This is a genomic window from Cupriavidus sp. GW822-FHT02D05 (genome assembly GCF_058802485.1).
On the sequence record NZ_JBXAOE010000016.1, the window covers coordinates 154650 to 176360 of the forward strand.

Here is a 21711-nt window from a genome sequence, read left to right on the forward strand (position 1 = left end):
TTCTCCCTGACATTGAGCATCTTGACTATTCCGGCTTGCACCGCGGTCCCGCTCTCGTGCGGGCGCTGTGTGCGGTCAAGCTGAGTCGGTTGGGGGGATTCCCCCACGCGCAACGTCGGCATTACGGCTTGGACAGACTGCGGGACTGCTCGCCAAGAATGGCGGTGTGGTCGCTGCCGGCATGGAGCTGGTCGCGAATACGCCGGCGCACCTGGTCTTTTTCGCGCATCAACTCAGTGCGTGGCGCTTCGGGCGATTGCCCCGAATACCGGTAATAGAGCGCCTTGTAGGTCAACTGGCTGAGAATCCATTCCTGCAGCAGCGCGCGCTGGCGGGACAGCTCGCCATCCATCGATCGCTGCCGCTGCAGCAACTGTTCGATCGCGGCACGCACGTAGGCCGGCAACGCCTGGTCCTGGCTCAGGAACGCTTCGACGGTAGTGGCGGCAGGGTCGCCGCGCTCGCTGACGCGGCTTCGGCGCGGTGGCTCGGCTGCGGCTTCTCCCAAAGCCGCCCAGGCACGGTGAATGGAAAGACTGGCGGACTCGCTGATGGGCCCCATGGCGGGTCGCCGGATTTCTCCTGCAGTCATGATTGATCCCCGTTGAACAACACCCCCGGCACTACACGTTCGCGATTACCACTTTTGTTTAGTCTTATTGTTTGCTCTTGTCGGGCGGGCGTGTCTCCGCGCGCTCCTTTCGTGGTGGCGAAGCCATCTTGGCGATGGTCTGCTCATTCAGTCCCTGCCCTCTTACTTGAGGTGGACTTGTTGTTGTCGCTATTGCAGGCCTGAAGGCGCTGAGCCAGCTGGCGCGGCCCCGGAGTGCCGGAGTCAAGAAGGGGCGCCCTGAAGCGCCCCGCAATCTGCCACGCCTCTAGTTCAGTGCATTTAGGCCAGTTTGTCCAGCCCTCAGTATGGGTACTCAGCCGAATATCATCCTTTAGTATGAGCATCTTGGTACACACATTCTGCCACACGAGGTAATTGGTCACTTACATTCCGCGCAGAAATGGGTACGCGAGTCTTATCCCGCGGTGTGCGCCGGCTACGCAGAAACAGGTACGCCGCCGTCCGGAGGGAAGGACAGGAGGGCCACGCCTGGACGCGCAGAAACGGGTACGCTTTTCTCGTCACCCGGCAGACGCTCGCCAATGCGGTCCCTCAAGCGGGCGCCAGGCTCAATGCCCCGGCAGGTAATAGAACTTGAAGATGAAGACCGCCGCGATGATCCAGACCATGAGCGGGACGCTCCTGGCACGTCCGGTCAGGAGCTTGAGCCCTGCATAAGTGATGAAGCCGAAGGCCACGCCGTTGGCCACCGAATAGGTGAAAGGCATGCCAAGCGCCGTCAGCACGGCCGGCACCACCTCGGTCGCATCGCTCCAGTCCAGTTCCACCAGTTCGCGCAGCATCAAGCAGGACACGTAAAGCAGGGCCGGCGCCGTGGCATAGCCCGGGACGGTCCCCGCGAGCGGCGAAATGAACAGGCATGCGAGAAAAAGCACGCCCACGGTGACGGCGGTCAACCCGGTACGCCCGCCTGCCTGCACGCCGGAGGCGCTCTCGATGTAAGCGGTGGTGGAGGAAGTGCCCAGGAACGAGCCCGCCATGATCGCCGTGCTGTCGGCCATCAGCGCTTTGTTCAGCCGGTCCATCTTGCCCGCCTTGAGCAGCCCGGCGCGGTTGGCCACGCCCATGAGAGTGCCGGTGGCATCGAACAGCTCGACCAGAAAGAACACCAGCACAACGTTGATGATGCCGATCGACAGTGCGGCTGAGATATCCAGCTTGAACAGGGTCGGCGCTATCGAGGGCGGGGCGGAAAACACGCCATGGAAGGCGTTATCGCCCACTGCGAAGCTAAGGAGGGTGGTCACCAGGATGCCGATCAGGATGGCGCCTTTGACCTTGAGGTGGTCGAGCGCGACGATCACGAAGAAGCCGACGATCGCCAGGATGGCAGGGGTCCGGTGCAGGTCGCCAATGGTGACAAGGGTAGCGGGGCTTGCGGTGACGATGCCGGCGTTCTTGAGCGCGACGATGGCAAGGAAGAGCCCGATGCCCGCGGTAATCGCCACCCGGATCGAGTGCGGGATGCCATTGACGATCATCTCGCGCACGCGGAACAAGGTGACGAGCAGGAACAGGCAGCCGGAGATAAAGACGGCGCCCAGCGCGGCCTCCCAGGGAAATCCCATGCCCTTGACGACCGTGTAGGCAAAGTAGGCGTTCAGTCCCATGCCCGGCGCCATCGCGATCGGGTAGTTGGCATACAGGCCCATGATGAACGTGCCGATCGCGGCCGCCACGCAAGTAGCGACGAATACGGCGTCCTTCGGCATGCCGGCATCGCCCAGGATGCTGGGGTTGACGAAGATGATGTACGCCATGGTCAGGAACGTGGTCAGCCCCGCCAGGAGCTCGGTACGCACGTCGGTCTGGTGCTCGCTGAGCTTGAACCAGCGTTCCGCCAGCGAAGTGCCGGCGGCGGCGGGTGGCGTGGGTTGGCTGATGGGTTCCTGTGTCGGCATGAGGTTTCCTGTTATCGTGGTCGCGGCCGTGTTTCTGGCATGCACATGCGGCTGGGGTTGCGTGCCGTGCACACAGGCCCTGCCGAGCGTACTGTCGGGCAATTTCCGCCTCGATGCAGCACTAGCGGCGAATAGGAATCATCTGAAAAACGTGATGACCCGACGATGGCTCGCAGTGGATCCAGGCAGACATCCAGAATGACCCTACCTTGACGCTGACGCTAATCCGCCGTATAAACCCCGCTAGATTCAAGCGACGAGGCAACAGCACATTCGTTAGCCACCGTCATGGTACTTCCGTTGTCCATGGTGTCCTTTCCTTGAGTTGCTTTGCTCGGATATGCGTGAGCTATCCGTTTCTTTTAAATTTTTCCCAGGAAAAGCAATACCATGCAAACCGGTATCGTTAAATGGTTCAACGACGCCAAGGGCTTCGGTTTCATCAAGCCGGACGCTGGCGGTGACGATCTCTTCGCGCACTTCTCTGAAATCCGCTCCGACGGTTTCAAGTCGCTGCAGGAAAACCAACGCGTGTCGTTCGAAGTCAAGAACGGCCCGAAGGGCCTGCAAGCTGCGAACATCACGCCGCTGTAAGCAGTAGACTGGCACCCCACTAGGGGTGCGCCCAGTCAGGAAAACCCCGCCTCTCGAGGCGGGGTTTTTTTTGTCCGGCAATCCTCCTGGCCTCGCGCGGATCCTGCATCGCAGCGGAATCGCCGCAGGGACGGCGCCGCTGATCCCACCTGGCAACGTCGTCTCCCCCCCCAAAAAGCACGCAGAAACGGGTACGCCCCGCTCTCTGTGACCATTTCGATTCCAGAAAGCCTCCGAATCCCCGCGCAGAAATGGGTACGCACCCTCCAGGAACCGTGATTTCTTTAACCCGTAGTCGCCTCTCCTGACGTCAGGCAGCAGCCAGGCACGCAGAAACGGGTACGCATGGCGTGAAATTCCACCGCGCGTCGGCATTCGGGCGCTGTGAGCACCTCCGCGGGCCTCTCGCAAGGGGCTGAGTGACGCAATATCACAACGCAGAATCGGGTACGCCAAGTTTTTTTTCTTCTCATCGCCCCAGTAGCTCAAACACCTGAAATCGCGCAGAAACGGGTACGCGCGATGGCCGGAATCGCGTTTTCCGGTATTCAGCCGGCCCCTTCACGCGGCCCCTCGACCGCATTCCACGTCTCCTCCCCTCCTAAAGTCCTCGCCCCGCAAGGACTTTGCCCTTTTCCCGCAGAAATGGGTACGCATAGCGCCATTTTCGCCCCTGCCACGGCCGCAGAAACGGGTACGCACACCTGACCGGTGCTCGCCGCAGATGCTCGCGCCGGCGCCAGCCCGATCAGAGGCTTACGCAGAAACGGGTACGTCTGCAAAAGTCCTTTTATTTATTTGCTCTTTTTGAGTGCAAGCACTCGCTTTCGATATAAGTCTTGTGTATAATAGAAAGAAGAGAATTTTCTGCACCAGATAACTAGTTCTAAGGCCGCAGAAACGGGTACGCGAGGCGGAAAACGAGGTCGCAACGAGCACGCAGAAACGGGTACGTTTTTGGCTCCGCGCGGATCTGAATGCGGGTTCGCAGAATTGGGTACGCCGCAGAAACGGGTACGCTGCGGGTCGGCGAACCCCCGAAAGCCGGTTTTCAAATGCCGCAGCGCAGAATTGGGTACGCAAATGGAACGGAAGGGGCCTTCGCCACGCAGAATTGGGTACGCAAGGCAGCAGGAAGGGCTTTGGTAAACCTGGGGGCGTACCAATTTCTGCGGGGATAACTACTCCGGAATGCCGGTTTACGCGGTATACGTGATGAAAGGCGCTCGGCGCGCGCAGAAACGGGTACGCTTTTGGTGTCCCCAGCTGTGGAAAAGCCTGTGGGAACAGGGAGTTATCCACGCAGAAACCGGTTCGGGCTTTGCGCTGAAACGGGTTCGGTATACCGCAGAATCTGGTACAGCACTTCGCAGAATCGAGTACGGTTTCACGCAGAATCGGGTTCGCAGAGGGTGATTTTCCTCATACGAATCAAGGGCCTGGGTCTCCCGTATACGGTTTACAAGTAGTTAACCCATACTCTTAACGTTTACCGGTAGCTGATGGCTGGCCTCCCGTGGACAACCCTTCGGGATTGCCCACCGTAGCCCACCATGCAATCAGCCATGAGACCCAGCACACCCAAAACACGCGGCATTGCAGGAAATTCGTCTACCGAACCCGTTTCTGCGTGACAAGGCGGATTGCTTCGCGTAAAAAGTCGTGTATTCCGAAGCACGCCAATATGCCCATCAAACGCAACCAGACCATCCTTGGGTCCCGCGGTCCAGCCGATATGGACAGTGAGCCCTCCCGCATCATCGTTCCCGGCGACGAGAACAGTCTGGTTCCGTCCGAGAAATTCCAGCGCCTGTTCGACGAAGCCCAGGCCATGGAGCGGGAAGATGCCTGGCAAAGTGGCGAAGTCGGCTTTTTGAGCCGGGCCAGTGTGCAGGTCACCTTGCCTTACCGGGCGCCAAAGGGTGCACCACCCGTATGGACGCGGACCAGCGGAAATATTTCGTTGATGATCCAGCCCGGGTATTTCACCCAGCAGCGTTCAGAAAAGGCCAGCAACGGTCGCCAGAAACTGGTGTCCGAAACGGTTTCGCTCGGCTATCCCTATGGCTCCTATCCGCGCCTGATGCTTGCCTGGATCGGCAAGGAGATCATGGCAAAGAAAAAGCGCGGCGAGTTTACCGGGACGGTCGAGGACCGCCGCATTTCATTGGGCAATTCGCTGTCCGAGTTCATGTACAACCTGGGCATTCCAATGGCCACAGGTGGCAAGCGCGGCACCATGACGCTGGTGCGGCAGCAGATGATCCGCCTGTTCTCCGCGACCATTGCCATCGTTCAGAACAAGTCCACGCCGAGCCAGAATCAGAACCAGAGCCATGAGCCGCTTTCGATCGATCGCGTCGGCTATCTGCTGGCAGACCAGCTGTCGACCTGGTGGGATCCCATGCAGCCGGGGCAGGGCTCGATGTTCGAGAGCTTTGTGGTGCTGTCCGAGCCATTTTTCAATGAGCTGGTTAACCGGCCGGTTCCGGTCGACATGCGCGCGCTGAAGGCACTCAAGCAGTCGCCGTTCGCGCTGGACGTATACTCTTGGCTGACCTACCGTTTCTTCACGATCCAGCGGCGTACCGAGATTCCGTGGGAGGCCTTGCAGATGCAGTTCGGCACCGAAACCGAAAGTGAGCGGAAATTCCGTGCGCTGTTCCGCAAAGCGCTCAAGGATGTGCTGGTTGTCTATCCTGGCGCCAAGGTGGATGCGGATTCGTCCAAGGCCCTGATCCTGCAACCTTCCCGTACGAGCGTTCGCAAGCTCGCCTGAGCCTGGGCGCATGCATTGCCGAACCCGCCTGCTGAATGAGCTGGCGGGTTTTTCGTTGGGCCTCCTGGAAATGGCGCGAAGGGGCCTGGATGCAGAGCAGACGTTGTCGCATCGCAAAAGACACAAAAGGCAAGCGTGAAACGCTTGCCTTTTGCTTTACCTACCACGTCAGGCCCTAGAGCCCGACGTAGTCTGCGATTTCGGCGTGATTCGTGAGATCAGGCCGGCTTGATGGCGGAAGCCTGCAAGCCCTTCGGGCCCTGCTTTACTTCAAACGTGACGCGCTGACCATCCTTGAGCGTCTTGAAGCCCGAACCCTGGATTTCGGAGAAGTGCGCGAACAGATCCGCACCGCCGTCGTCCGGGGTAATGAAGCCAAAGCCTTTGGTCTCATTGAACCATTTGACCGTACCGGTTGTCATGTGAATTTCCTTTCGAAGCAAGTTCTTGTACACAACGCAAACAACGCTAACAACCGTTCAAGCACGCTAAGTTCTCGTAGTTACCGAACGGACGCCGACGAGGTGACACGACTTGACTCGACTGTTGCGGGCATCATAACCAGTTTGTCTAGTTGTGTCATGTGCGCCGAAAGACGCACTATCGCTACTTTAGGCGTATTCCGTGTCGCATTTCAAGTGGAAATCTTTCGTTTCCATAACGCGAAATATTCTCTCTAATATTATATTTAAAATATAAATTCAAAAAACAGTTGAGCCAGCACGTCACTTTGACTAAAGTTGCGGCTAGCGATAATCGCGCTTTCAGCGCTGAAAGAGAGGTCGTAGTGCCAGCTAAAATCATCACGGTCTTCAACCAAAAGGGCGGGTGCGGAAAGACCACGGTCAGCATGCATCTCGCAGGTACGCTCGGATTGCGCGGCGCGCGGTCGATGCTTGTCGATATGGACGAGCAGGGCACGGCAACGCGCTGGGCCGCGCAAGCAAGCGACGAGCGGCCTTTTCCTGCGTCCGTGATCGGCCTGGCGCCGTCCGGTGGCGCAATGCACCGCGAAGTCAGGAAATTCATCCAGGACTACGATTACATCGTGGTCGATTGCCCTCCAGCAGTACATTCGGCTGCACCATCGAGCGCCCTGCTGATTTCCGATCTGGCAATCATCCCGGTCGTCCCATCACCCCCCGACCTTTGGGCGGCGGTGGCCGCGAAGACCCTGGCCCAACACGCTCAGGTCCAGAACGAAACGCTGCGTATCCGCGTCATGGCAAACATGGTGCAGCGGCGCGTTTCCATTGCGCGCCAGGCGATTGAGATTCTGGGGGACGATCTGGAGATCCCCCTGATGCAATCGATGATCGGTTCGCGCTCGCCGTTTCGCGAATGCCAGGCGATTGGATGCACCGTGCACGGCGTGGCCGGTGCGCGCGAGTCCGTGCAGGAAGTCGACATGATGGTCGACGAAGTATTGTCTTTGATTGAGCACTAGGTATGGCAACAAAATTGAAAAGCCTCAAGGCAGGCATGTTGGCGGGAATGGCGGCAGAAAAAACACGAGGGGACGCGATCGATCGCTTTGCCCGCGCCGAAGCGGCAATTTCACAGCACCCCAACGGATTGCTCCAGGTGCGCGCCCGAGAGCCGAGCCCCATTTTCAGCGCTGAAAGTGAGTCCGAGGAGGAAGGCGGCCGAATCCTGTTGAAGGTGCCGCTGGCGCAGCTCCACGACAATCCGTTCAATGCCCGCCGCATCTACGACCCTGTAGTGGTGCAGGAACGCGCGGCTTCGATTGCCACCCACGGCCAGAAAACACCGGGCCTGGCTACGCCAGATCCGGCCCGGCCGGGGCACTACATCCTGATCGATGGCCACTACCGCAAGCGGGCGTTGGCCTCCGCGGGCAAGCTCGAGATGGAATGCTTCATCGAGAGCAACCTGAATGACCTGGATTTCTACCGGCTGTCGTTCCTGCTCAATGAGCAACGGTCCGACCAGTCGGCGCTGGACAACGCGATTGCCTGGCGGCAACTGCTGGACGAAGGCAAGGTCCAGAAAGAGGAAGACATCTGCGAACTGACAGGCATGTCAGCTGGCACGGTTAACAAGACACTGGCGCTGCTGAGGCTGCCCGAATCGGTCCTGGGCGTCATGCGTGAGCGTCCCAGCGCAATCGGGATTGCAACCGGCTATGAGCTGACGCTCTATTGCAAGATCGTTGGAGAGGACCGCACACGGGACCTGGCCACGCGCATCATGGCAGAGGGCTTGTCCAGCCGTGAGGTCGAGGCGATTCGCAAGCACGCGCAAGAAGGCAAGGCACGCAAGATCAAGGAGATCAGCCGCCAGTACAAGATCCGCAGCGACGCCGGGCAGTTGCTGGGCACGATCAAGGAGTGGGATTCCGGGCGCGTGGTGCTGGACGTGCAAGTGAGCGACCGAGGCGCACGCGAAGCGCTGGTCGAGACCCTCAAGGCGCGCTTCGGCCTGGAAAAGACCGCTAGCTGACAGCTTGCATAGCCATAGTTGAGAGGGGAGGGCAGCGATCACCCACCCCACCCGGTCACTCCAGGGCCGGAACGACATGAACATGATCCACGGTGCTGGCCCCGGAAGCCTCAGGGGCCATGACTCCCGCCCCGCCCGCCTCAATACGTTTCACCCGGGTTCTTCGCCCCGCAAGGTCGCGCGGCGAGCGGGCCGCAAACTCGGCATCCTCGGCCTGTCGATACCGTTCGATCACCTGGCTCAGCAAGGCATGCAATCCCCTGACTGAGTAGCCTGCACCCGGCGACCTCTCCGCCTTGCGCCTGGCACGGCCGGTGGGCGGAAGCCGGGGAGGGCCGACGAGCACGATCGGCTGGCCAGCCTGTCTGCTCCAATCCAGCCCGCGGTCGTGCCAGTGACGCTCCAGTGAGCTGCGAGCAGCTTGGCTAAGACCCTCCCCCTCGCGGGGCCCATCCCCGGCAGGGGCCGTACCAACTTCTTCATGCGTACCAACTTCTTCGTGCTCGCCAAGCTTGTCGCGCGTGAACGTCGCCAGGCTAGCAAATCCGATGGGCTGCTCCTGCAACAAGCGAACTGCTGCTTCGGCGGCGCGATAGCGAATGCCTTCGGGATCCCGGCCCTGGGCCGCTAGCCAGGCAAGGAATCTGGCCAGCGATTCGGGCTCGAGGGTGGTCCCGGCGGCCACGGGCACAGCCATGCGCAGCGCCATCCTCTTCGATTGGCTCTCGGGCTGCCAGACGTGCTCCGCCACATGTCCCTGGTCTTGCAGCCATTCAAACAGCGCGCCCAGGATGCGCGAAGCATGGAGCACGCTGCTCTCCGACAGCGGGCCGGTGAACGGGCGCCATGCCGCCGACTCCCTTGGCGCACGCGGCCCGACCCACAATCGCACGGGAGCAGGATGGCGAAGGAACGCCAAATAGTCCTGGCGATCCTGCCGATCCAGCATGGCCAGCGGCTTGCATCGCTCCATCGCCGTCCAGAGCAAAAGTCGTTCGGCCTCCTTGCGGTAGGCCAGCCAGGTACTTTGCTGCGCCTGATTCGCTGCGAGCCAAGCCCGAACGGCGACGAGATCGCTTTTATAAGAGATCCTTAGATCACTATCAGGCGAAATCGCTGTCGCCGTACCCGATTCTTCTTCGCGCATCAGCTCAAGTGGCACCAATTGGCGCAAGCGCGGGCCAAGCGTGGTTTCGGCCAGGCGGCCCCGCGCGAAAACGTGGTCCCGCAGCAAAGGTTCGCCCCGCTCATCCCGGACGACATCACGATGATCGGCCAGCCACCGGTTGATTGCCGCTCCGGCAAGGGCGCCGATGCGGGGCACCGAACGCCACCACGCATTGCCATGGCGGTTGGCAAGATCCACCAAAATATGCAGATTGGATATCTTCTGTGCCCGCAAGCGCCTTGCAAGGGCGGGGGAAAACCAGAGCTCGATGCCATGATCAGCGCGGGGCTGGGCAGTACCAAGCCGTTCCAGCTCGGCCAGCGCTTCGACCCGGCGGTCCATGCCCCGGTTGGAGCGCCCGGGGCCACCTTCCAGCAGTTCAGCCAGATCCTGCCGGCTATGCAGGTGCGCCAACTGCACCATGCGGTCGCGCAGCCCGAGCAACAGCCGCAAGGCGGATTCGCCACCGGCGTCATCGTCGTCGTTGTCGTCAACGAGGTAGCGCCCGGCTACCATGGCGGCCGGCATGCCTTGCACGTAGGCCCGCACAGCGGCAAATTCGCTGCGGGTAAGACTCAGGCTAGGGGCTTTACCGGGTTGCATGACAACGTTCGATTTGGTCGCTAAGATCTTGATTCATAAGGCACTTAATCAATCGCTAAATGCATCCGGGTGTAAATGCATAGTGGAATTCAATGCCGATAATTATACCGGCAAAGCCCCCTGCTTTCGCCGGTCAGCCGCCTGTGGCGGGCCGATCCGGCTGCGCAGTCCAACGCCGTTGGTCATGCACTACAGGCTTCGCCGGGTGTAACCCTGACTTGCATTCACCCCCGCCAGTGCATATCCTGAGACCCAGAGTTAGATTTCTTTAACTCTGAGTTAAGAAACATCTACAGCGTAAAAAAAGCGCAAACGGGGCGATTCGATAGCGACTCCACGGGATGGTCAGTCGGGCAGCGGGACCTTGGCGGGTACGCAGCCACGGCCTGGAGGCGAAACGGATCGTATGGAAATGCAACCGCAGCATAGTGGGGCATTTCCGTTAGCATGTGCGGGTTGTCGCGGGGCTCGCCATGCCGTAACAAAAAAAGAGAGCGGCCATGGCCACAATCCTCTTGATCGAGCCTCATCCCCTCCTGCGCCTGGGTCTGCGCCATCTGTTGACCCAGGCCGGCCTCCACGGCGACCTCGTCGATATCGATCCCGGTGCCCTGCCATATCCAGCCGAGTGGCTCTGCCATGCCGACCTGATGATCTACGGATTGTCGGCGGACCCGGTGTTGAGCTGGCAAGAACTGGATCAGTCTTGCCAGACACTGATGCCGAAGCGGGTCCTGGTGCTGTCCGAGCAGATTTTGTCGCCGCAGAACGGTACCCCCATGCCCGACAGCGTGCGCGGCCTGTTGTCCAAGGCCTGCAGCGCCGACATGCTGGATGCGGCGATCCGCCTTGTCCTTGCCGACGGCGAGTGCTTTCCCGCCCGGGCCCAGGCGGCGCACGCCGATGCGAGCCCTGTGCCGTGGCCCTCGGTCCCGGCCAGGCCGTCGCTGGCCACGCTGCATATGCACGCCGGACCGACCCAGGTCGATGGCGAACGTGAGGCAGCCGCCCACCCGGCACAGCACCTGCCGGGCGCCGATGCCCCAGAGCCGGAAACGCCTTCGGCCGGATCGCACCTGCTTAATATCACCGAGCGCCAGTACGAGGTGCTGGCGCTGCTGGCGCGCGGCTATCCGATCAAGACCGTCAGCCGCTTGCTGAACATCTCGGTGGCTACCGCCAAGACGCATGCATGCACCCTTTACCAGCGCCTGCACGTGCGCAACAAGGGCGAGGCGGTCTACGTAGCGCTGCAGCGTGGCGCGAAGCTGAGTTGGCCGGGCCCGGCAACCGCTGCCGTGCCGATTCGCGGCGCGGGGCTGTCGCCGGTCGAGCTGGTCGGTGTCTGCCAGGCGGCCTGATCGTTAGTCCCTCCGAGCGCGCGCAGTGGCGCCCGGCGGCCCAAAGCACCAGTGACTCCAGCCTCTGCAACACGCCGCCTCATCCGAATGCACGAGGCGGCGTAGTGCTCTACTTGCTACCCTGATCAACAAACAAGTGGCTCTCGCGGGAAGCCGGTCCTGGCACTCGCTGGCTTAGCGCACCCCGCGCAACCAACGCAACCCGCTGTCGCCCACAGCCGATGACAACGCTCCTGCTTGCCCACAACATGATGCTGCGACGAGGTGTGCTGCGGCACCTCCGCGAGCTTGCCGCGCTCGCCCCCGTGCTATCGCAGACCCCCGAATGGCTGCTGGAGGCGACCCCAGCCGAATTACCTCCGGGTCCCATCGAGTTCGCGCTGCTTGACTGCAGCGGCACCGATACCGATCCGTTCCGTCTGCTCGATGCACTGCACTCCCGTCTGGCGCCCCGGCGCTGGCTGGTCATGAGCGAGACCCCCGACCCCGAGTTCGCGCGCTACGCCGCTGGCCTCGGCGCTGGCGGCTGCCTGCCGGTGCCAGCCTCGCCCGAGCAAACGCGGGCCGCGGTGGCGCTGGTGCGTGCCGGGGGCCAGTGTTTTCCGCGCAGGGCCTTTGCCATGCCACCGCCCTCCCCCATCGGTTCAGGTGGGTCTACGGCAAGGGGATGATGCGCGCGCCAATGCGGCTACCTATGCTGATAGTGCGCGGATAACGAAGCCGGGACGCTCAATGTCAAGCCGGCCGCCGCGCGCTGCACAGGGGGTCATATGGAAAACGGGCTGGATATCCTGGTCGTGCGCGGCTTTGCCGTGCCGGAGGGCCGGGGCAAGTGGGCGTGCTGCTACGAAATCAGGCTGACTACCGGGCGCGACGAGCCGCTGCTGTACCGCGGAGAGTTGCATGGCAGGCGCTACGCCTGCGAGGCTGCTGCGATCGCGGCAGCTACCTTTGCCGGTGAGCAGGAAGCACGCAGGCAGGTGGCATCCGTGCGCGCCGGACTGCTCGCTCGCCACGAGTACTGCGTGGTGGTGGCGAGCGAACCGGCGCTGGAGCGCGTGCATGAGCCGGCGGCCGGCTAGGCCGCGGCCGCTAAGCCAGGGCATCCCGGCAGCAGTGCGGGATGCCACCGGCTGCTCATCCGCGGCAAGACAACGAGAGTAAGGCAAGAGGGGGCGACGACGAGCGCGTGTTCGGGGGACCGGAGATTTTCCGGTGCGCATGCCGGCAGGGATGCGCGCACGCGTGTTTCGGTCGCAGCACATGCTGCGCCGGATCTTGATGGCCACGGTCGAGCCGGCTGGCAGAGGCGGCAAACCGTGGCCTGTTTCTTTTCCTGCCTGAGATGGCTGCCCGCAAAATTGCCGAAATCCAAAGGCGCCGCACAAAAAAAAAGAGTCCGCCGACCGGGGGACCATGCGGACTCTAAAGTGGCCAGCTCGATTCCGCTCGGCGGGCCACTCTCCGACGATAGCCAAACACCCGCGGTAGCTGTATCGACCAGAAGATGCATCTGCCACATGGCTGAAGGGCAGGCCCCCCAGTTCCCAGGGAAACCCGCCAGCCCAGTGCGTGCTTCGCATTGCCGCATGGCCCGCGGGTGGCACCGTGGCCGCCTCATGCTTCTGGTTGGGTTGAGGCCAGCCCGAAAGCCCGCGCAGCGGGCAAGCCTGCGGAGAAGCTGTTGCGCAACTGTGTTACTTTGCTCGCGTGCTCGACCCTCCAACAGCCATCATGATTCCCTGGCACCTCATCTCCCGCTTCGGCGAAACCTCCCTGCTGCTGCCCTGCGCCGTGTTGATCGCCGCATGGCTGTTCCATGCCGGCGCCGTTGCCAGCGCACGCCGCTGGGTGCTGAGCTTCGGTGTGACCGCAGCAGTGGTGCTGGCCTCCAAGCTGGCCTTCATGGGCTGGGGCATTGGCTGCGCGGCGCTCAACTTCACGGGGTTTTCCGGGCATAGCATGATGTCGGCGTCGGTATTGCCGGTGCTGTTCTACCTGATCGTGTCGGCGCGGCATCCTCGTCTTGCAGTTGGCGCCGGCGGGATCGGCCTGTTGCTGGCGTTGCTGGTGGGCGTCTCGCGGCTGAAGCTGCAGGCGCATTCAGGCTCGGAAGTGCTGAGCGGGCTTGCGCTCGGATTTGCCGTCAGCCTGAGCTTCATCTTCTGGGGCCGGCGGCCGGCCCGCTCGGCACCGGCCCTGGCAGGCGTGCTGGTGGTCGTCCTGATGCTGGGCGTGCCGGCGGTTGGTGTCGCCGCGCCCACGCATCACTGGCTCGAAATCCTTGCCGCCCGGCTGGCCGGGCGTGACAAGCCGTTCCAGCGCGGGCAATGGCGCGAATGGGCTGGCCAGCGCGAGGGATCCGCGGTGCTGGCTTGCCTGTCCCCCGCCACGCCGCGCTGAGGCGGGAGGCCCGGCCCGCCAGCACGCGTCCAGAGCCCGTCTGTGCGCAAGCAAACAGACGGTAGCGCTGCCGCGGCGTAACCATGATCTGCATAACAAGTCCGGCTCGCCGGATGGAGGCAGATCATGTCGACGGTTCGCGCATTCGTTGCCGAGAGGCAGGCCGCCCTCCAAATCCTGTATCGCTTCGCCGATGCGGCCATCGTTGCCGCCTGCGGCGCGGTGGTTGGCGAACTGCTGTTTCCCCAGGGCCTGCGTGGCGCCGCTCCGGTCCATGGCTTCATCACCGTGTTGTGCTCGGTCAGCACCTTGCTGGTGTTCCCCGCCTGTGGCCTGTACAACTCCTGGCGCGGCCGCAGCCGCGCCGCGTTGGCGGTGCGCACGCTCGCGGCCTGGGGCGCGGTGTGCATGCTGGGCTTGGTCACGGCGTACCTGATGCACCAGTCGGCCGCGCTGTCCCGGCTTTGGTCGATGGGCTGGGTCCTGAGCGTGGCCGTCATGCTGCTGGCCTCCCGGGTGGTGCTCTACGGCATGCTGGGCAGCGTGCGCGAGCACGGCATCAATGCCAAGCGTGTGGTGATCCTGGGCTACGGCTCGCTTGGCCACGAGATGTACCAGCGCGTACGGAACAATCGCGGCGCGGGATACGATGTCGCCGGCATCTACGACGAAGGCACGGAGCAGCCGGTGCCCGCGGGCGTAACGCGGCTGGATTCGCTGCAGCAGGTTTGCACGTTCGTGCGCAACAATGGCGTGCGCGAAATCTGGCTGACGCTGCCGATGGCTGCGTGCCGCGATCTCTATGACGTGGTCTCCCACTTCCGCAACGACCTGATCGACATCCGCTGGGTGCCTGACATCATGGCGGTCGAACTGCTCGGCCATCGCTTCAGCGACTTCCTCGGCCTGCCGGTCATCGACCTGAACAGCCCACCGCAGTCGGGCATCACAGGATTGCTCAAGGGCAGCTTCGACCGCGTTTTCGCGCTGGCGGCGCTGGTCGGGCTGTCGCCGCTGCTGCTGCTGATCGCGGTGCTGGTCAAGCACTCGTCTCCCGGCCCTGTCCTGTTCCGCCAGGCTCGGCTGGGCATGGATGGCCGGCCATTCCACGTCTACAAGTTCCGCACCATGGTGCAGCACCAGGACGCGGGCAGCGTGACCCAGGCCGTGCGCGGCGATGCACGCGTCACGCGCATCGGTGCCTTCCTGCGCCGCACCAGCCTGGACGAGCTGCCGCAGTTCGTCAACGTGCTGCGTGGCGAGATGTCGGTGGTGGGCCCGCGCCCGCACGCCATCGAGCACAACGAGATCTACAAGGAAGTCATCGATCGCTACATGCTGCGCCACCGGGTCAAGCCCGGCATCACCGGCTGGGCGCAGATCAACGGCTTTCGCGGCCAGACCGACACGGTAGAGAAGATGCGCCAGCGCATCGAGTTTGACATCTTCTACATCCGCAACTGGTCCTTCCGCCTGGACCTGCACATTATCTTGCGCACGGCGCTGCATGGCTGGACGGGACGCGAGGTGTTCTGAGTTCTTCACCCCCCAGGACACCCGGGCCGCCAGCCGACTTGCAAAGTTGGTGGGCCAGCGCACCGAAGCCGGCCAGTAGCTGCGGCCCAATGATGAAACCCGAGCATCCTCACAGAGGAGAACCAGAGATGAAGGCAACCATTCGACAGATTCTTGCCGAGGTGGCGCGGCTCGACGTGTCGGTAGACGCGCTCGATGACCAGGCCGATCTTTACGAAGCCGGATTGTCATCGCTTGCCACCGTTCATGTGATGCTGGCAATCGAAAACGCATTCAATATCGAGATCCCGGATGCCATGCTGACCCGGCAGCTCTTTCGCAGCGTCAACTCGCTGGCAGCGGCGGCCGAACAGCTAAGACAGCAACAGGAGGCAGCATGAGCCCCCCCTTAACCAGCGTGGACCTGGCACGCCCGATGACTGAGCACACCACCGCCACCGAGCTGATGGCGGCGGCGCAGCTTGCGGCGCTCGAAGCGGCCAAGCACGCCGATCAGGTTGACCGCGATGCGGCGTTCCCGCACGACGCGTTTGCTGCAATCCGGCAGCACCGGCTGCTTAGCGCCATGGTGCCCGCGGCGCACGGCGGCGCAGGCGCGTCGCTCGACACGGTCGCGGCCATCTGCCGCGTGCTGGGCGCGGCCTGCTCCTCGGTGGGCATGGTCTACGCCATGCACCAGATCCAGGTGGCCTGTATCGTCGAGCACGGAACGGGCAACCCCTGGCATGAGCAGTTGCTTCAACGCATTGCCTCAGAGCAATTGCTGCTTGCCTCGGCCACCTCCGAGGAAGCGATCGGCGGTGCCCTGCGCAACAGCGGCTGTGCCGTCAATGTCGAGAACGACCGATTCCATCTGCTCAAGATGGCGCCCACGATTTCCTACGGCGCGCAGTCCGACGCCATCCTGGCCACCGCGCGCCGCCATGCCGATGCCTCGCCCTCGGACCAGGTCATGGTGTGCCTGCTCAAAGACGATTTCACGCTGCAGAGCCTCAGCGCGTGGGACACCCTTGGCATGCGTGGCACCTGCAGCAACGGCTTTCGCCTGGAAGCGCGCGGCGCCTGCGAGCAGATCCTTCCGGTGGCGTTCGGCGAGATCGCGGACGGCACCATGACGCCGGTTTCGCACATCCTGTGGGCCGCCTTGTGGACCGGCATCGCCGGTGATGCCGTGCAGCGCGCCAAGGCCTTCTTCCAGGGGCAGGCGCGTGCGCGCCCGGGCTCGCTGCCGCCTTCGGCCACGCGGGTGGCCGACGCGGTGGCGATGGTGCAGATGATGGAGGGGCGGCTTGAGCTCGCATTGGAGCACCAGCGCCAGCGTCACACGGGCCTCTCGGTGTCGGCACTGTTCTCGCTCGCCGCGGAGATGAACGGCCTGAAGACCAGTGTGAGCACGATGGCGATCGAGGTGGTGCAGCAGGCGATGATGATCTGCGGCATGGCCGGCTACAAGCAAGGCACGCCTTACAGCCTCGGGCGTCACCTGCGCGATCTCTGGTCCGCGCCGCTGATGATCAACAATGACCGGATCCTGACCAATACCGCTAGCTTGCTGCTGGCCGAGCGTTCCAGCTAAGGAGCACGACATGGATGCCAACGTCAGCGTGGAAGATCGCGCCAATTCCGCGCCCGCGGACGCAGCCGCCGCTTCGGCCGCTACGCCTTCGTACGGCGATCCGCAGGCAGGCCAGCGGCGCTACCAGCAGGCATTGATTGAGGCGGGCCTGCTGATCCCGAGCGGGGTCGACGGCGTTTATGGCCGCAGCGCGGTGTTCGAGGCCATCGCGGACGGCCTGAACGTGGCCGTCACCGCGCTCGGCGCCGACCAGCGCGCGGAAGTGATGCGCTTTCCGCCCGCCATGTCGCGCGAGGATTTCGAGGCTAGCGACTACCTGAAGAGCTTTCCACAGCTAGCCGGCACCGTGCACAGCTTTTGCGGCAGCGATCGCGACCATCATCGCCTGCTTGCGCGGATGGAGGCGGGCGAGGAATGGGCTGACGAGCAGCGGCCGACCCGCGTGGTGCTAACGCCGGCCGCGTGCTACCCGATCTATCCGGCGGTGGCGCGGCGCGGCCCGATGCCGCCGCAGGGGCTGGTGGTGGATGTGATGTCGTATTGCTTCCGCCACGAGCCTTCGATCGATCCGGCGCGCATGCAGATGTTCCGCCAGCGTGAGTATGTGCGCCTGGGCGATGCCGGGCAGATCATCGCCTTTCGCCAGTTGTGGATGGAGCGCGGCCAGCAGCTGGCCACCATGCTCGAGCTTCCGCACGAGGTGGACGTGGCCAATGACCCGTTCTTCGGGCGCGGCGGCAAGATCGTGGCGGACAGCCAGCGCGAACTGAAGCTCAAGTTCGAGTTGCTCATCCCGATCAACGAGGGCGCCCCGCCCACGGCGTGCATGAGTTTCAATTACCACATGGACCACTTCGGCCAGGTGTGGGCGCTGCGCACCGCCGACGGCGAGCCGGCGCACACCGGCTGCGTGGGATTTGGCATCGAGCGCCTGACGCTGGCGCTGCTGCGCCACCACGGCTTCGACCTGTCGCTGTGGCCCAAGGACGTACGCGCCACCCTGGGAGGGCTGTAATGCTCGTTGACCCGCGAACCCTGGAGCGCGGCATGCACGTGTCGCACGCCTTGCACAATGGCAATCCCGTCTGGCCGCAGACCAACTGCTATGTGGACTTGTGGATCGAACTGCTGCACGGCTGGGAGCTGGACCCGGTTGCGGCGCTCGGGTTCACCGTGTCGCAGGATTTCGAGGGCGATCAGTTCACCTTCTTCAAATACCCGCCGGACGATCTCGAACGTCTCTACGGCGTGGTGGTGCAGGAGCTGTCGCTATATGAGTCGATGGAAGACCGCGTCGCCGGGCAGACCTGCCGCGGCCACGTGGTACTGCTCGAGGTGGATGGCTTTTACCTGCCGGACAACCGGGCTACGTCGTACCGGCGCGAGCATACCAAGACCACCATCGGCATCGATGTGATGATGCCCGAGGCGCAGTCCGTGGGTTACTACCATAACGAGGGCTATCACGTGGCCACCGGCGAGGACTACGCCGGGCTGTTCCGTCGTCTGCCCGCGCTGGCGGACGACGTGAACCTGCTGTTCCCCTACGCCGAGGTGGCGCGCCGCCGGTTCCCCGCGCTGGAAGGGGCGATGCTGGTGCGCGCGTCGCTGGCGCTCCTGCGCAAGCACCTGGCGCGCCGTCCGCGTCAGAATCCCATCACGGCATTCCGCACGGCGTTTCCCGCGCATCAGGAAGCACTGATGGCCGGTGGCGAGCAAACCTTCCATCCCTACGCCTTTAGCGTGCTGCGCCAGCTCGGCGCCAACTTCGAGCTGCTCGGGCAGTACCTGCGCTGGCTGGCGCAGCATGGCCAGCCGATGCCTGAGAGCATTGCGGGCGCGTGCCAGAAGCTCGCGTCCGAGGCCATGGTGATGCAGTTCCGCCTGGTGCGCTCCATCATCAGCCGCCGCGTGGATCGCTGCCAGGATTGCCTGGACCAGCTCGAGGCCTCCTACGAGCTGGCGGTGCCGGCGCTGGCGGGCTACGTGGGCGAAGCCGAGTACTGAGGGCCGCCTCCCATGCATGCGCCGCCTGGCTTGACACCCGTCCCTGGGCGACCCGTGCACCGGCACCCGCTCGCCGGCGACTGGGCCTTGCTCGAGACGCCCGCCGGCGCCGTGGCATCGCCCGCGGCGCTGGCCGGGCGCGGCCCGTGGATGGCGGCCCAGGTGCCCGGGACGGTGGCGCAGGCGCTCCAGGCTGCGGGGCAATGGCAGGCGGCGGCACCGCGGCCGCTGCACGATCACGACTACTGGTACCGCGTTACGGTGTCCGGCACGGGCGCGTACCGGCTGCGCCTGCACGGCCTGGCTACCGTGGCCGAGGTCTGGCTCGATGAGGTGCGCGTGCTCGACGCGCAGAACATGTTTACGGCGTTCGAGGCCGAGCTCCATCTCGATGGCGAGCATGTGCTCTGCCTGTGCTTTCGCTCGCTGCACCGCTGGCTGCGCACGCAGCGCGGCCCGGTGCGCTGGAAGCCGCGCATGATCACGCCGCCCACATTGCGCCTGGTCCGCACCACGCTGCTGGGCCACATGCCCGGCTGGTGCCCAAGCGTGCATACGATCGGGCCCTGGCGCGGCATCGACCTGCTGGCGCTTGCCACCGACGCGAGCCCGCTGCTGACGGCGCGCCTGGACCTGCAGGCAAGCCTGGCCGCCGATGCGGCGCAGGGTGGCGTCATCCGGCTGCGCCTGCGCGACGTGGCACCGCTGCCGCCAGCGATGACGATCATGCTGTGCGTCGATGGCCGCGAGGCACCCATGAAGGCAGTGGACGCCGCCGGCACCGGCGGCATCGCCTACGAGGGCGAGCTGGCCGTGCCCGAGCCGCGCTTGTGGTGGCCGCACACGCATGGCGCGCCCGAGCGCTATGCGGTGCATCTGCGGCTGGGCGAAGAGCGCATCGCGTGTGGGCAGGTCGGCTTTCGCCGCATCGAGCTCGACCGAACCATCCATGGCAGCACCGACGGCCTGGCGGACCACGAAGAGGACGCCCAGGGGTTTGCGCTGCGCATCAACGGCGAGCGCATCTTTTGCCGCGGGGCCTGCTGGACCAGCCACGACCTTGCCGGCCACGCCGATGCGCCCGACGAAGTGCGCAAGTGGCTCGCGCTGGCGCACGGCGCGGGCATGAACATGGTGCGCGTGAGCGGTGTTACCTGCTACCAGGGGGAGGCCTTCTTCGACGCGTGCGACGCGCTTGGCCTGCTGGTCTGGCAGGATTTCATGTTCGCGAACTTCGATTACTCGGCCAGCGCCGAGGCCGTGCGCCCGCTGATGGCGCAGGCCACGCGCGAGGTCAGCGAGTGGCTGGCGGCGCATCGCCATCATCCCAGCGTGGCGGTGCTGTGCGGCGGCAGCGAAGTCGAGCAGCAGGCCGCGATGATGGGCACGCCCGCGGCCACCTGGCGCCAGCCCTTGTTCGACGAGATCATTCCAGCGTGCATTGCAGCCTGGCATCCCGACGCGGTGTATGTGCGCAACTCGCCGTGCGGCGGTGCGTGGCCCTTCCAGGCCGACAGCGGCGTGACGCACTACTACGGCGTGGGCGCCTACCAGCGCTCGCTTGACGACGCGCGCCGCGCCAATGTGCGGTTTACCTCGGAGTGCCTGGCGTTTTCCAACGTGCCTTGCGCGCGTACCGTGTCGGACGCGCTCGCGGTGCCGCCCGTGCATGATCCACGCTGGAAGGCCCGTGTGCCGCGCGATGCCGGCAGCGGTTGGGACTTCGAAGATGTGCGCGACTTCTATTTGCGCGAATTGTTCAAGGTGGACCCGCCGCGCCTGCGCTACGAGGACACAGCGCGCTACCTGATGTTGTCCCGCGCCGTGGTGGCGGAGTTGATGACCGACGTTTTCAGCGAATGGCGGCGAGCGGGCTCTACCTGCTCGGGCGGCCTGGTGTGGCAGTTGCAGGACCTGCTGCCCGGCGCGGGCTGGGGCATTGTCGATGCGCTGGCCCGGCCCAAGTCGGCCTGGCATGCCTTGCGCCAGGTGTGGCAGCCGCTGCAGGTGCTGATCACTGACGAAGGCCTCAATGGCATTCACCTGCACCTGATCAATGAGCGCGCCACGCCGCGCAATGTGCGCCTGCAACTGCAATGCTGGCGCGACGGCGAGACCGCGTTGCTCGATGTCGCGCACGATGTGTGCCTGGCCCCGCGCTCCACGCGGCGCATCAGCGGCGCCGCGCTGGCGGGTGCCTTTTTTGATTTCACATACGCCTATCGTTTCGGGCCGCGCCTGCACGATGTGGTGCGCGCCGCGTTGCTCGATCCCTGCGACGGCGCCCTGCTGAGCCAGGCCTGCTACCTGCCCGAGCGCAGCGCGGCCGCGCTCGAGCCGCCGGAGCTGACGGTCGGCGTGGCGCGCGAGGACGGCGATTGGTGGCTCACGGTGTCGACCCGGCGCTTTGCGCGCTGGGTGCACATCGACGATATCGCCTTTCGCGCGGAACACGACTGGTTCCATCTTGCGCCCGGCAGCCAGCTGCGCGTGAAACTCTTGCCCGATAACGGCCAGCAAGGTGGAGGCCGCGAAGGCGCGCAGGGTGTAGGCCTTGCGCAGGCAGATCCCATCCCGATGGGGGAGGTCCATGCACTCAATGCGCGCCGCGCGATTGCCTACAGCGCGCCAGGCGCCTGAAGAGGCGGAAAAGCGCCAGACGATGACGGCGCGAAGCGCCGCCTGG

The 21711-nt window shown here is 63.9% G+C and carries 18 protein-coding genes; 14 read left to right on the forward strand and 4 right to left on the reverse strand.

From position 1 onward, the window contains the following. Positions 1–121: 121 nt before the first annotated feature. On the reverse strand, positions 122–592 hold the full coding sequence (locus AC1RQK_RS21995; RefSeq protein WP_492371907.1) for a hypothetical protein: 471 nt from the start codon (positions 590–592) through the stop codon (positions 122–124). Between the two features lie 590 nt (positions 593–1182). Next, the gene (locus AC1RQK_RS22000; protein ID WP_492811132.1) at positions 1183–2535 is read right to left on the reverse strand and encodes an NCS2 family permease; all 1353 of its coding nucleotides are present in this window, start codon (positions 2533–2535) and stop codon (positions 1183–1185) included. A 390-nt stretch (positions 2536–2925) separates the two neighbouring features. On the opposite strand from AC1RQK_RS22000, the gene AC1RQK_RS22005 reads away from it, so the two are divergent. After that, on the forward strand, positions 2926–3129 hold the full coding sequence (locus tag AC1RQK_RS22005) for a cold-shock protein (RefSeq protein WP_006159057.1): 204 nt from the start codon (positions 2926–2928) through the stop codon (positions 3127–3129). 1684 nt (positions 3130–4813) lie between these two features. Next, on the forward strand, positions 4814–5908 hold the full coding sequence (locus AC1RQK_RS22010) for a replication protein RepA (protein ID WP_174425750.1): 1095 nt from the start codon (positions 4814–4816) through the stop codon (positions 5906–5908). Positions 5909–6126: 218 nt separating this feature from the next. On the opposite strand, the gene AC1RQK_RS22015 is transcribed toward AC1RQK_RS22010, so the two are convergent. Beyond that, positions 6127–6330 carry a cold-shock protein gene (locus AC1RQK_RS22015; RefSeq protein WP_043352637.1) on the reverse strand — a complete coding sequence of 68 codons (204 nt, stop codon included), beginning with the start codon at positions 6328–6330 and terminating at the stop codon, positions 6127–6129. Between the two features lie 365 nt (positions 6331–6695). Between AC1RQK_RS22015 and AC1RQK_RS22020 the strand changes: the two genes are divergently transcribed. Together AC1RQK_RS22020 and AC1RQK_RS22025 are read left to right on the forward strand one after the other, a co-directional pair. After that, entirely contained in the window at positions 6696–7355 is a 660-nt protein-coding gene (locus tag AC1RQK_RS22020; RefSeq protein WP_006159055.1) for an AAA family ATPase, read from the forward strand. Between the two features lie 2 nt (positions 7356–7357). Next, positions 7358–8371, forward strand: coding sequence for a ParB/RepB/Spo0J family partition protein (locus tag AC1RQK_RS22025; protein WP_492811135.1), 1014 nt, complete (start codon positions 7358–7360; stop codon positions 8369–8371). 55 nt (positions 8372–8426) lie between these two features. Here the strand turns inward: AC1RQK_RS22025 and AC1RQK_RS22030 are convergent, their stop codons facing one another. Continuing rightward, entirely contained in the window at positions 8427–10142 is a 1716-nt protein-coding gene (locus tag AC1RQK_RS22030; RefSeq protein ID WP_492811137.1) for a phage integrase family protein, read from the reverse strand. Between the two features lie 500 nt (positions 10143–10642). Between AC1RQK_RS22030 and AC1RQK_RS22035 the strand changes: the two genes are divergently transcribed. From AC1RQK_RS22035 to AC1RQK_RS22080, 10 genes are all read left to right on the forward strand, one after another. Then, positions 10643–11503, forward strand: coding sequence for a response regulator transcription factor (locus AC1RQK_RS22035; RefSeq protein ID WP_492811139.1), 861 nt, complete (start codon positions 10643–10645; stop codon positions 11501–11503). Between the two features lie 221 nt (positions 11504–11724). Further along, positions 11725–12174: a DNA-binding response regulator gene (locus AC1RQK_RS22040; protein WP_492371902.1), complete on the forward strand. Its 450-nt coding sequence runs from the start codon at positions 11725–11727 to the stop codon at positions 12172–12174. 99 nt (positions 12175–12273) lie between these two features. Further along, positions 12274–12585 (forward strand): hypothetical protein, encoded by a 312-nt coding sequence (locus AC1RQK_RS22045; protein WP_492371901.1) that lies wholly within the window; start codon positions 12274–12276, stop codon positions 12583–12585. 652 nt (positions 12586–13237) lie between these two features. Further along, the gene (locus tag AC1RQK_RS22050; RefSeq protein WP_492371900.1) at positions 13238–13906 is read left to right on the forward strand and encodes a phosphatase PAP2 family protein; all 669 of its coding nucleotides are present in this window, start codon (positions 13238–13240) and stop codon (positions 13904–13906) included. A 126-nt stretch (positions 13907–14032) separates the two neighbouring features. Next, positions 14033–15442: an undecaprenyl-phosphate glucose phosphotransferase gene (locus AC1RQK_RS22055; RefSeq protein WP_492811142.1), complete on the forward strand. Its 1410-nt coding sequence runs from the start codon at positions 14033–14035 to the stop codon at positions 15440–15442. A gap of 128 nt (positions 15443–15570) precedes the next feature. Next, positions 15571–15822, forward strand: a complete 252-nt coding sequence (locus AC1RQK_RS22060; protein ID WP_017225097.1) for an acyl carrier protein — start codon at positions 15571–15573, stop codon at positions 15820–15822. Further along, positions 15819–17018, forward strand: a complete 1200-nt coding sequence (locus AC1RQK_RS22065) for an acyl-CoA dehydrogenase family protein (RefSeq protein ID WP_492371898.1) — start codon at positions 15819–15821, stop codon at positions 17016–17018. Before AC1RQK_RS22060 ends, AC1RQK_RS22065 begins: the two co-directional genes overlap by 4 nt. Positions 17019–17028: 10 nt before the next feature. Then, positions 17029–18033 carry an amino acid--[acyl-carrier-protein] ligase gene (locus tag AC1RQK_RS22070; RefSeq protein WP_492371897.1) on the forward strand — a complete coding sequence of 335 codons (1005 nt, stop codon included), beginning with the start codon at positions 17029–17031 and terminating at the stop codon, positions 18031–18033. Beyond that, positions 18033–19025 carry a DUF1839 family protein gene (locus AC1RQK_RS22075; RefSeq protein ID WP_492371896.1) on the forward strand — a complete coding sequence of 331 codons (993 nt, stop codon included), beginning with the start codon at positions 18033–18035 and terminating at the stop codon, positions 19023–19025. Before AC1RQK_RS22070 ends, AC1RQK_RS22075 begins: the two co-directional genes overlap by 1 nt. 54 nt (positions 19026–19079) lie before the next feature. After that, complete coding sequence (locus AC1RQK_RS22080) at positions 19080–21665, forward strand: glycoside hydrolase family 2 protein (protein ID WP_492811145.1); 2586 nt, start codon at positions 19080–19082, stop codon at positions 21663–21665. Positions 21666–21711: the final 46 nt, after the last annotated feature.

What these genes read in the sequence shown, in the direction of transcription:
- AC1RQK_RS22035 (WP_492811139.1), top strand. Translation starts at nt 10,643, where the DNA reads ATGGCCACAATCCTCTTGATCGAGCCTCATCCCCTCCTGCGCCTGGGT.
- AC1RQK_RS22060 (WP_017225097.1), top strand. Translation starts at nt 15,571, where the DNA reads ATGAAGGCAACCATTCGACAGATTCTTGCCGAGGTGGCGCGGCTCGAC.
- AC1RQK_RS22015 (WP_043352637.1), bottom strand. Translation starts at nt 6,330, where the DNA reads ATGACAACCGGTACGGTCAAATGGTTCAATGAGACCAAAGGCTTTGGC.
- AC1RQK_RS22025 (WP_492811135.1), top strand. Translation starts at nt 7,358, where the DNA reads ATGGCAACAAAATTGAAAAGCCTCAAGGCAGGCATGTTGGCGGGAATG.
- AC1RQK_RS21995 (WP_492371907.1), bottom strand. Translation starts at nt 592, where the DNA reads ATGACTGCAGGAGAAATCCGGCGACCCGCCATGGGGCCCATCAGCGAG.
- AC1RQK_RS22070 (WP_492371897.1), top strand. Translation starts at nt 17,029, where the DNA reads ATGGATGCCAACGTCAGCGTGGAAGATCGCGCCAATTCCGCGCCCGCG.
- AC1RQK_RS22010 (WP_174425750.1), top strand. Translation starts at nt 4,814, where the DNA reads ATGCCCATCAAACGCAACCAGACCATCCTTGGGTCCCGCGGTCCAGCC.
- AC1RQK_RS22065 (WP_492371898.1), top strand. Translation starts at nt 15,819, where the DNA reads ATGAGCCCCCCCTTAACCAGCGTGGACCTGGCACGCCCGATGACTGAG.
- AC1RQK_RS22030 (WP_492811137.1), bottom strand. Translation starts at nt 10,142, where the DNA reads ATGCAACCCGGTAAAGCCCCTAGCCTGAGTCTTACCCGCAGCGAATTT.
- AC1RQK_RS22055 (WP_492811142.1), top strand. Translation starts at nt 14,033, where the DNA reads ATGTCGACGGTTCGCGCATTCGTTGCCGAGAGGCAGGCCGCCCTCCAA.
- AC1RQK_RS22045 (WP_492371901.1), top strand. Translation starts at nt 12,274, where the DNA reads ATGGAAAACGGGCTGGATATCCTGGTCGTGCGCGGCTTTGCCGTGCCG.
- AC1RQK_RS22005 (WP_006159057.1), top strand. Translation starts at nt 2,926, where the DNA reads ATGCAAACCGGTATCGTTAAATGGTTCAACGACGCCAAGGGCTTCGGT.
- AC1RQK_RS22050 (WP_492371900.1), top strand. Translation starts at nt 13,238, where the DNA reads ATGATTCCCTGGCACCTCATCTCCCGCTTCGGCGAAACCTCCCTGCTG.
- AC1RQK_RS22000 (WP_492811132.1), bottom strand. Translation starts at nt 2,535, where the DNA reads ATGCCGACACAGGAACCCATCAGCCAACCCACGCCACCCGCCGCCGCC.
- AC1RQK_RS22075 (WP_492371896.1), top strand. Translation starts at nt 18,033, where the DNA reads ATGCTCGTTGACCCGCGAACCCTGGAGCGCGGCATGCACGTGTCGCAC.
- AC1RQK_RS22040 (WP_492371902.1), top strand. Translation starts at nt 11,725, where the DNA reads ATGACAACGCTCCTGCTTGCCCACAACATGATGCTGCGACGAGGTGTG.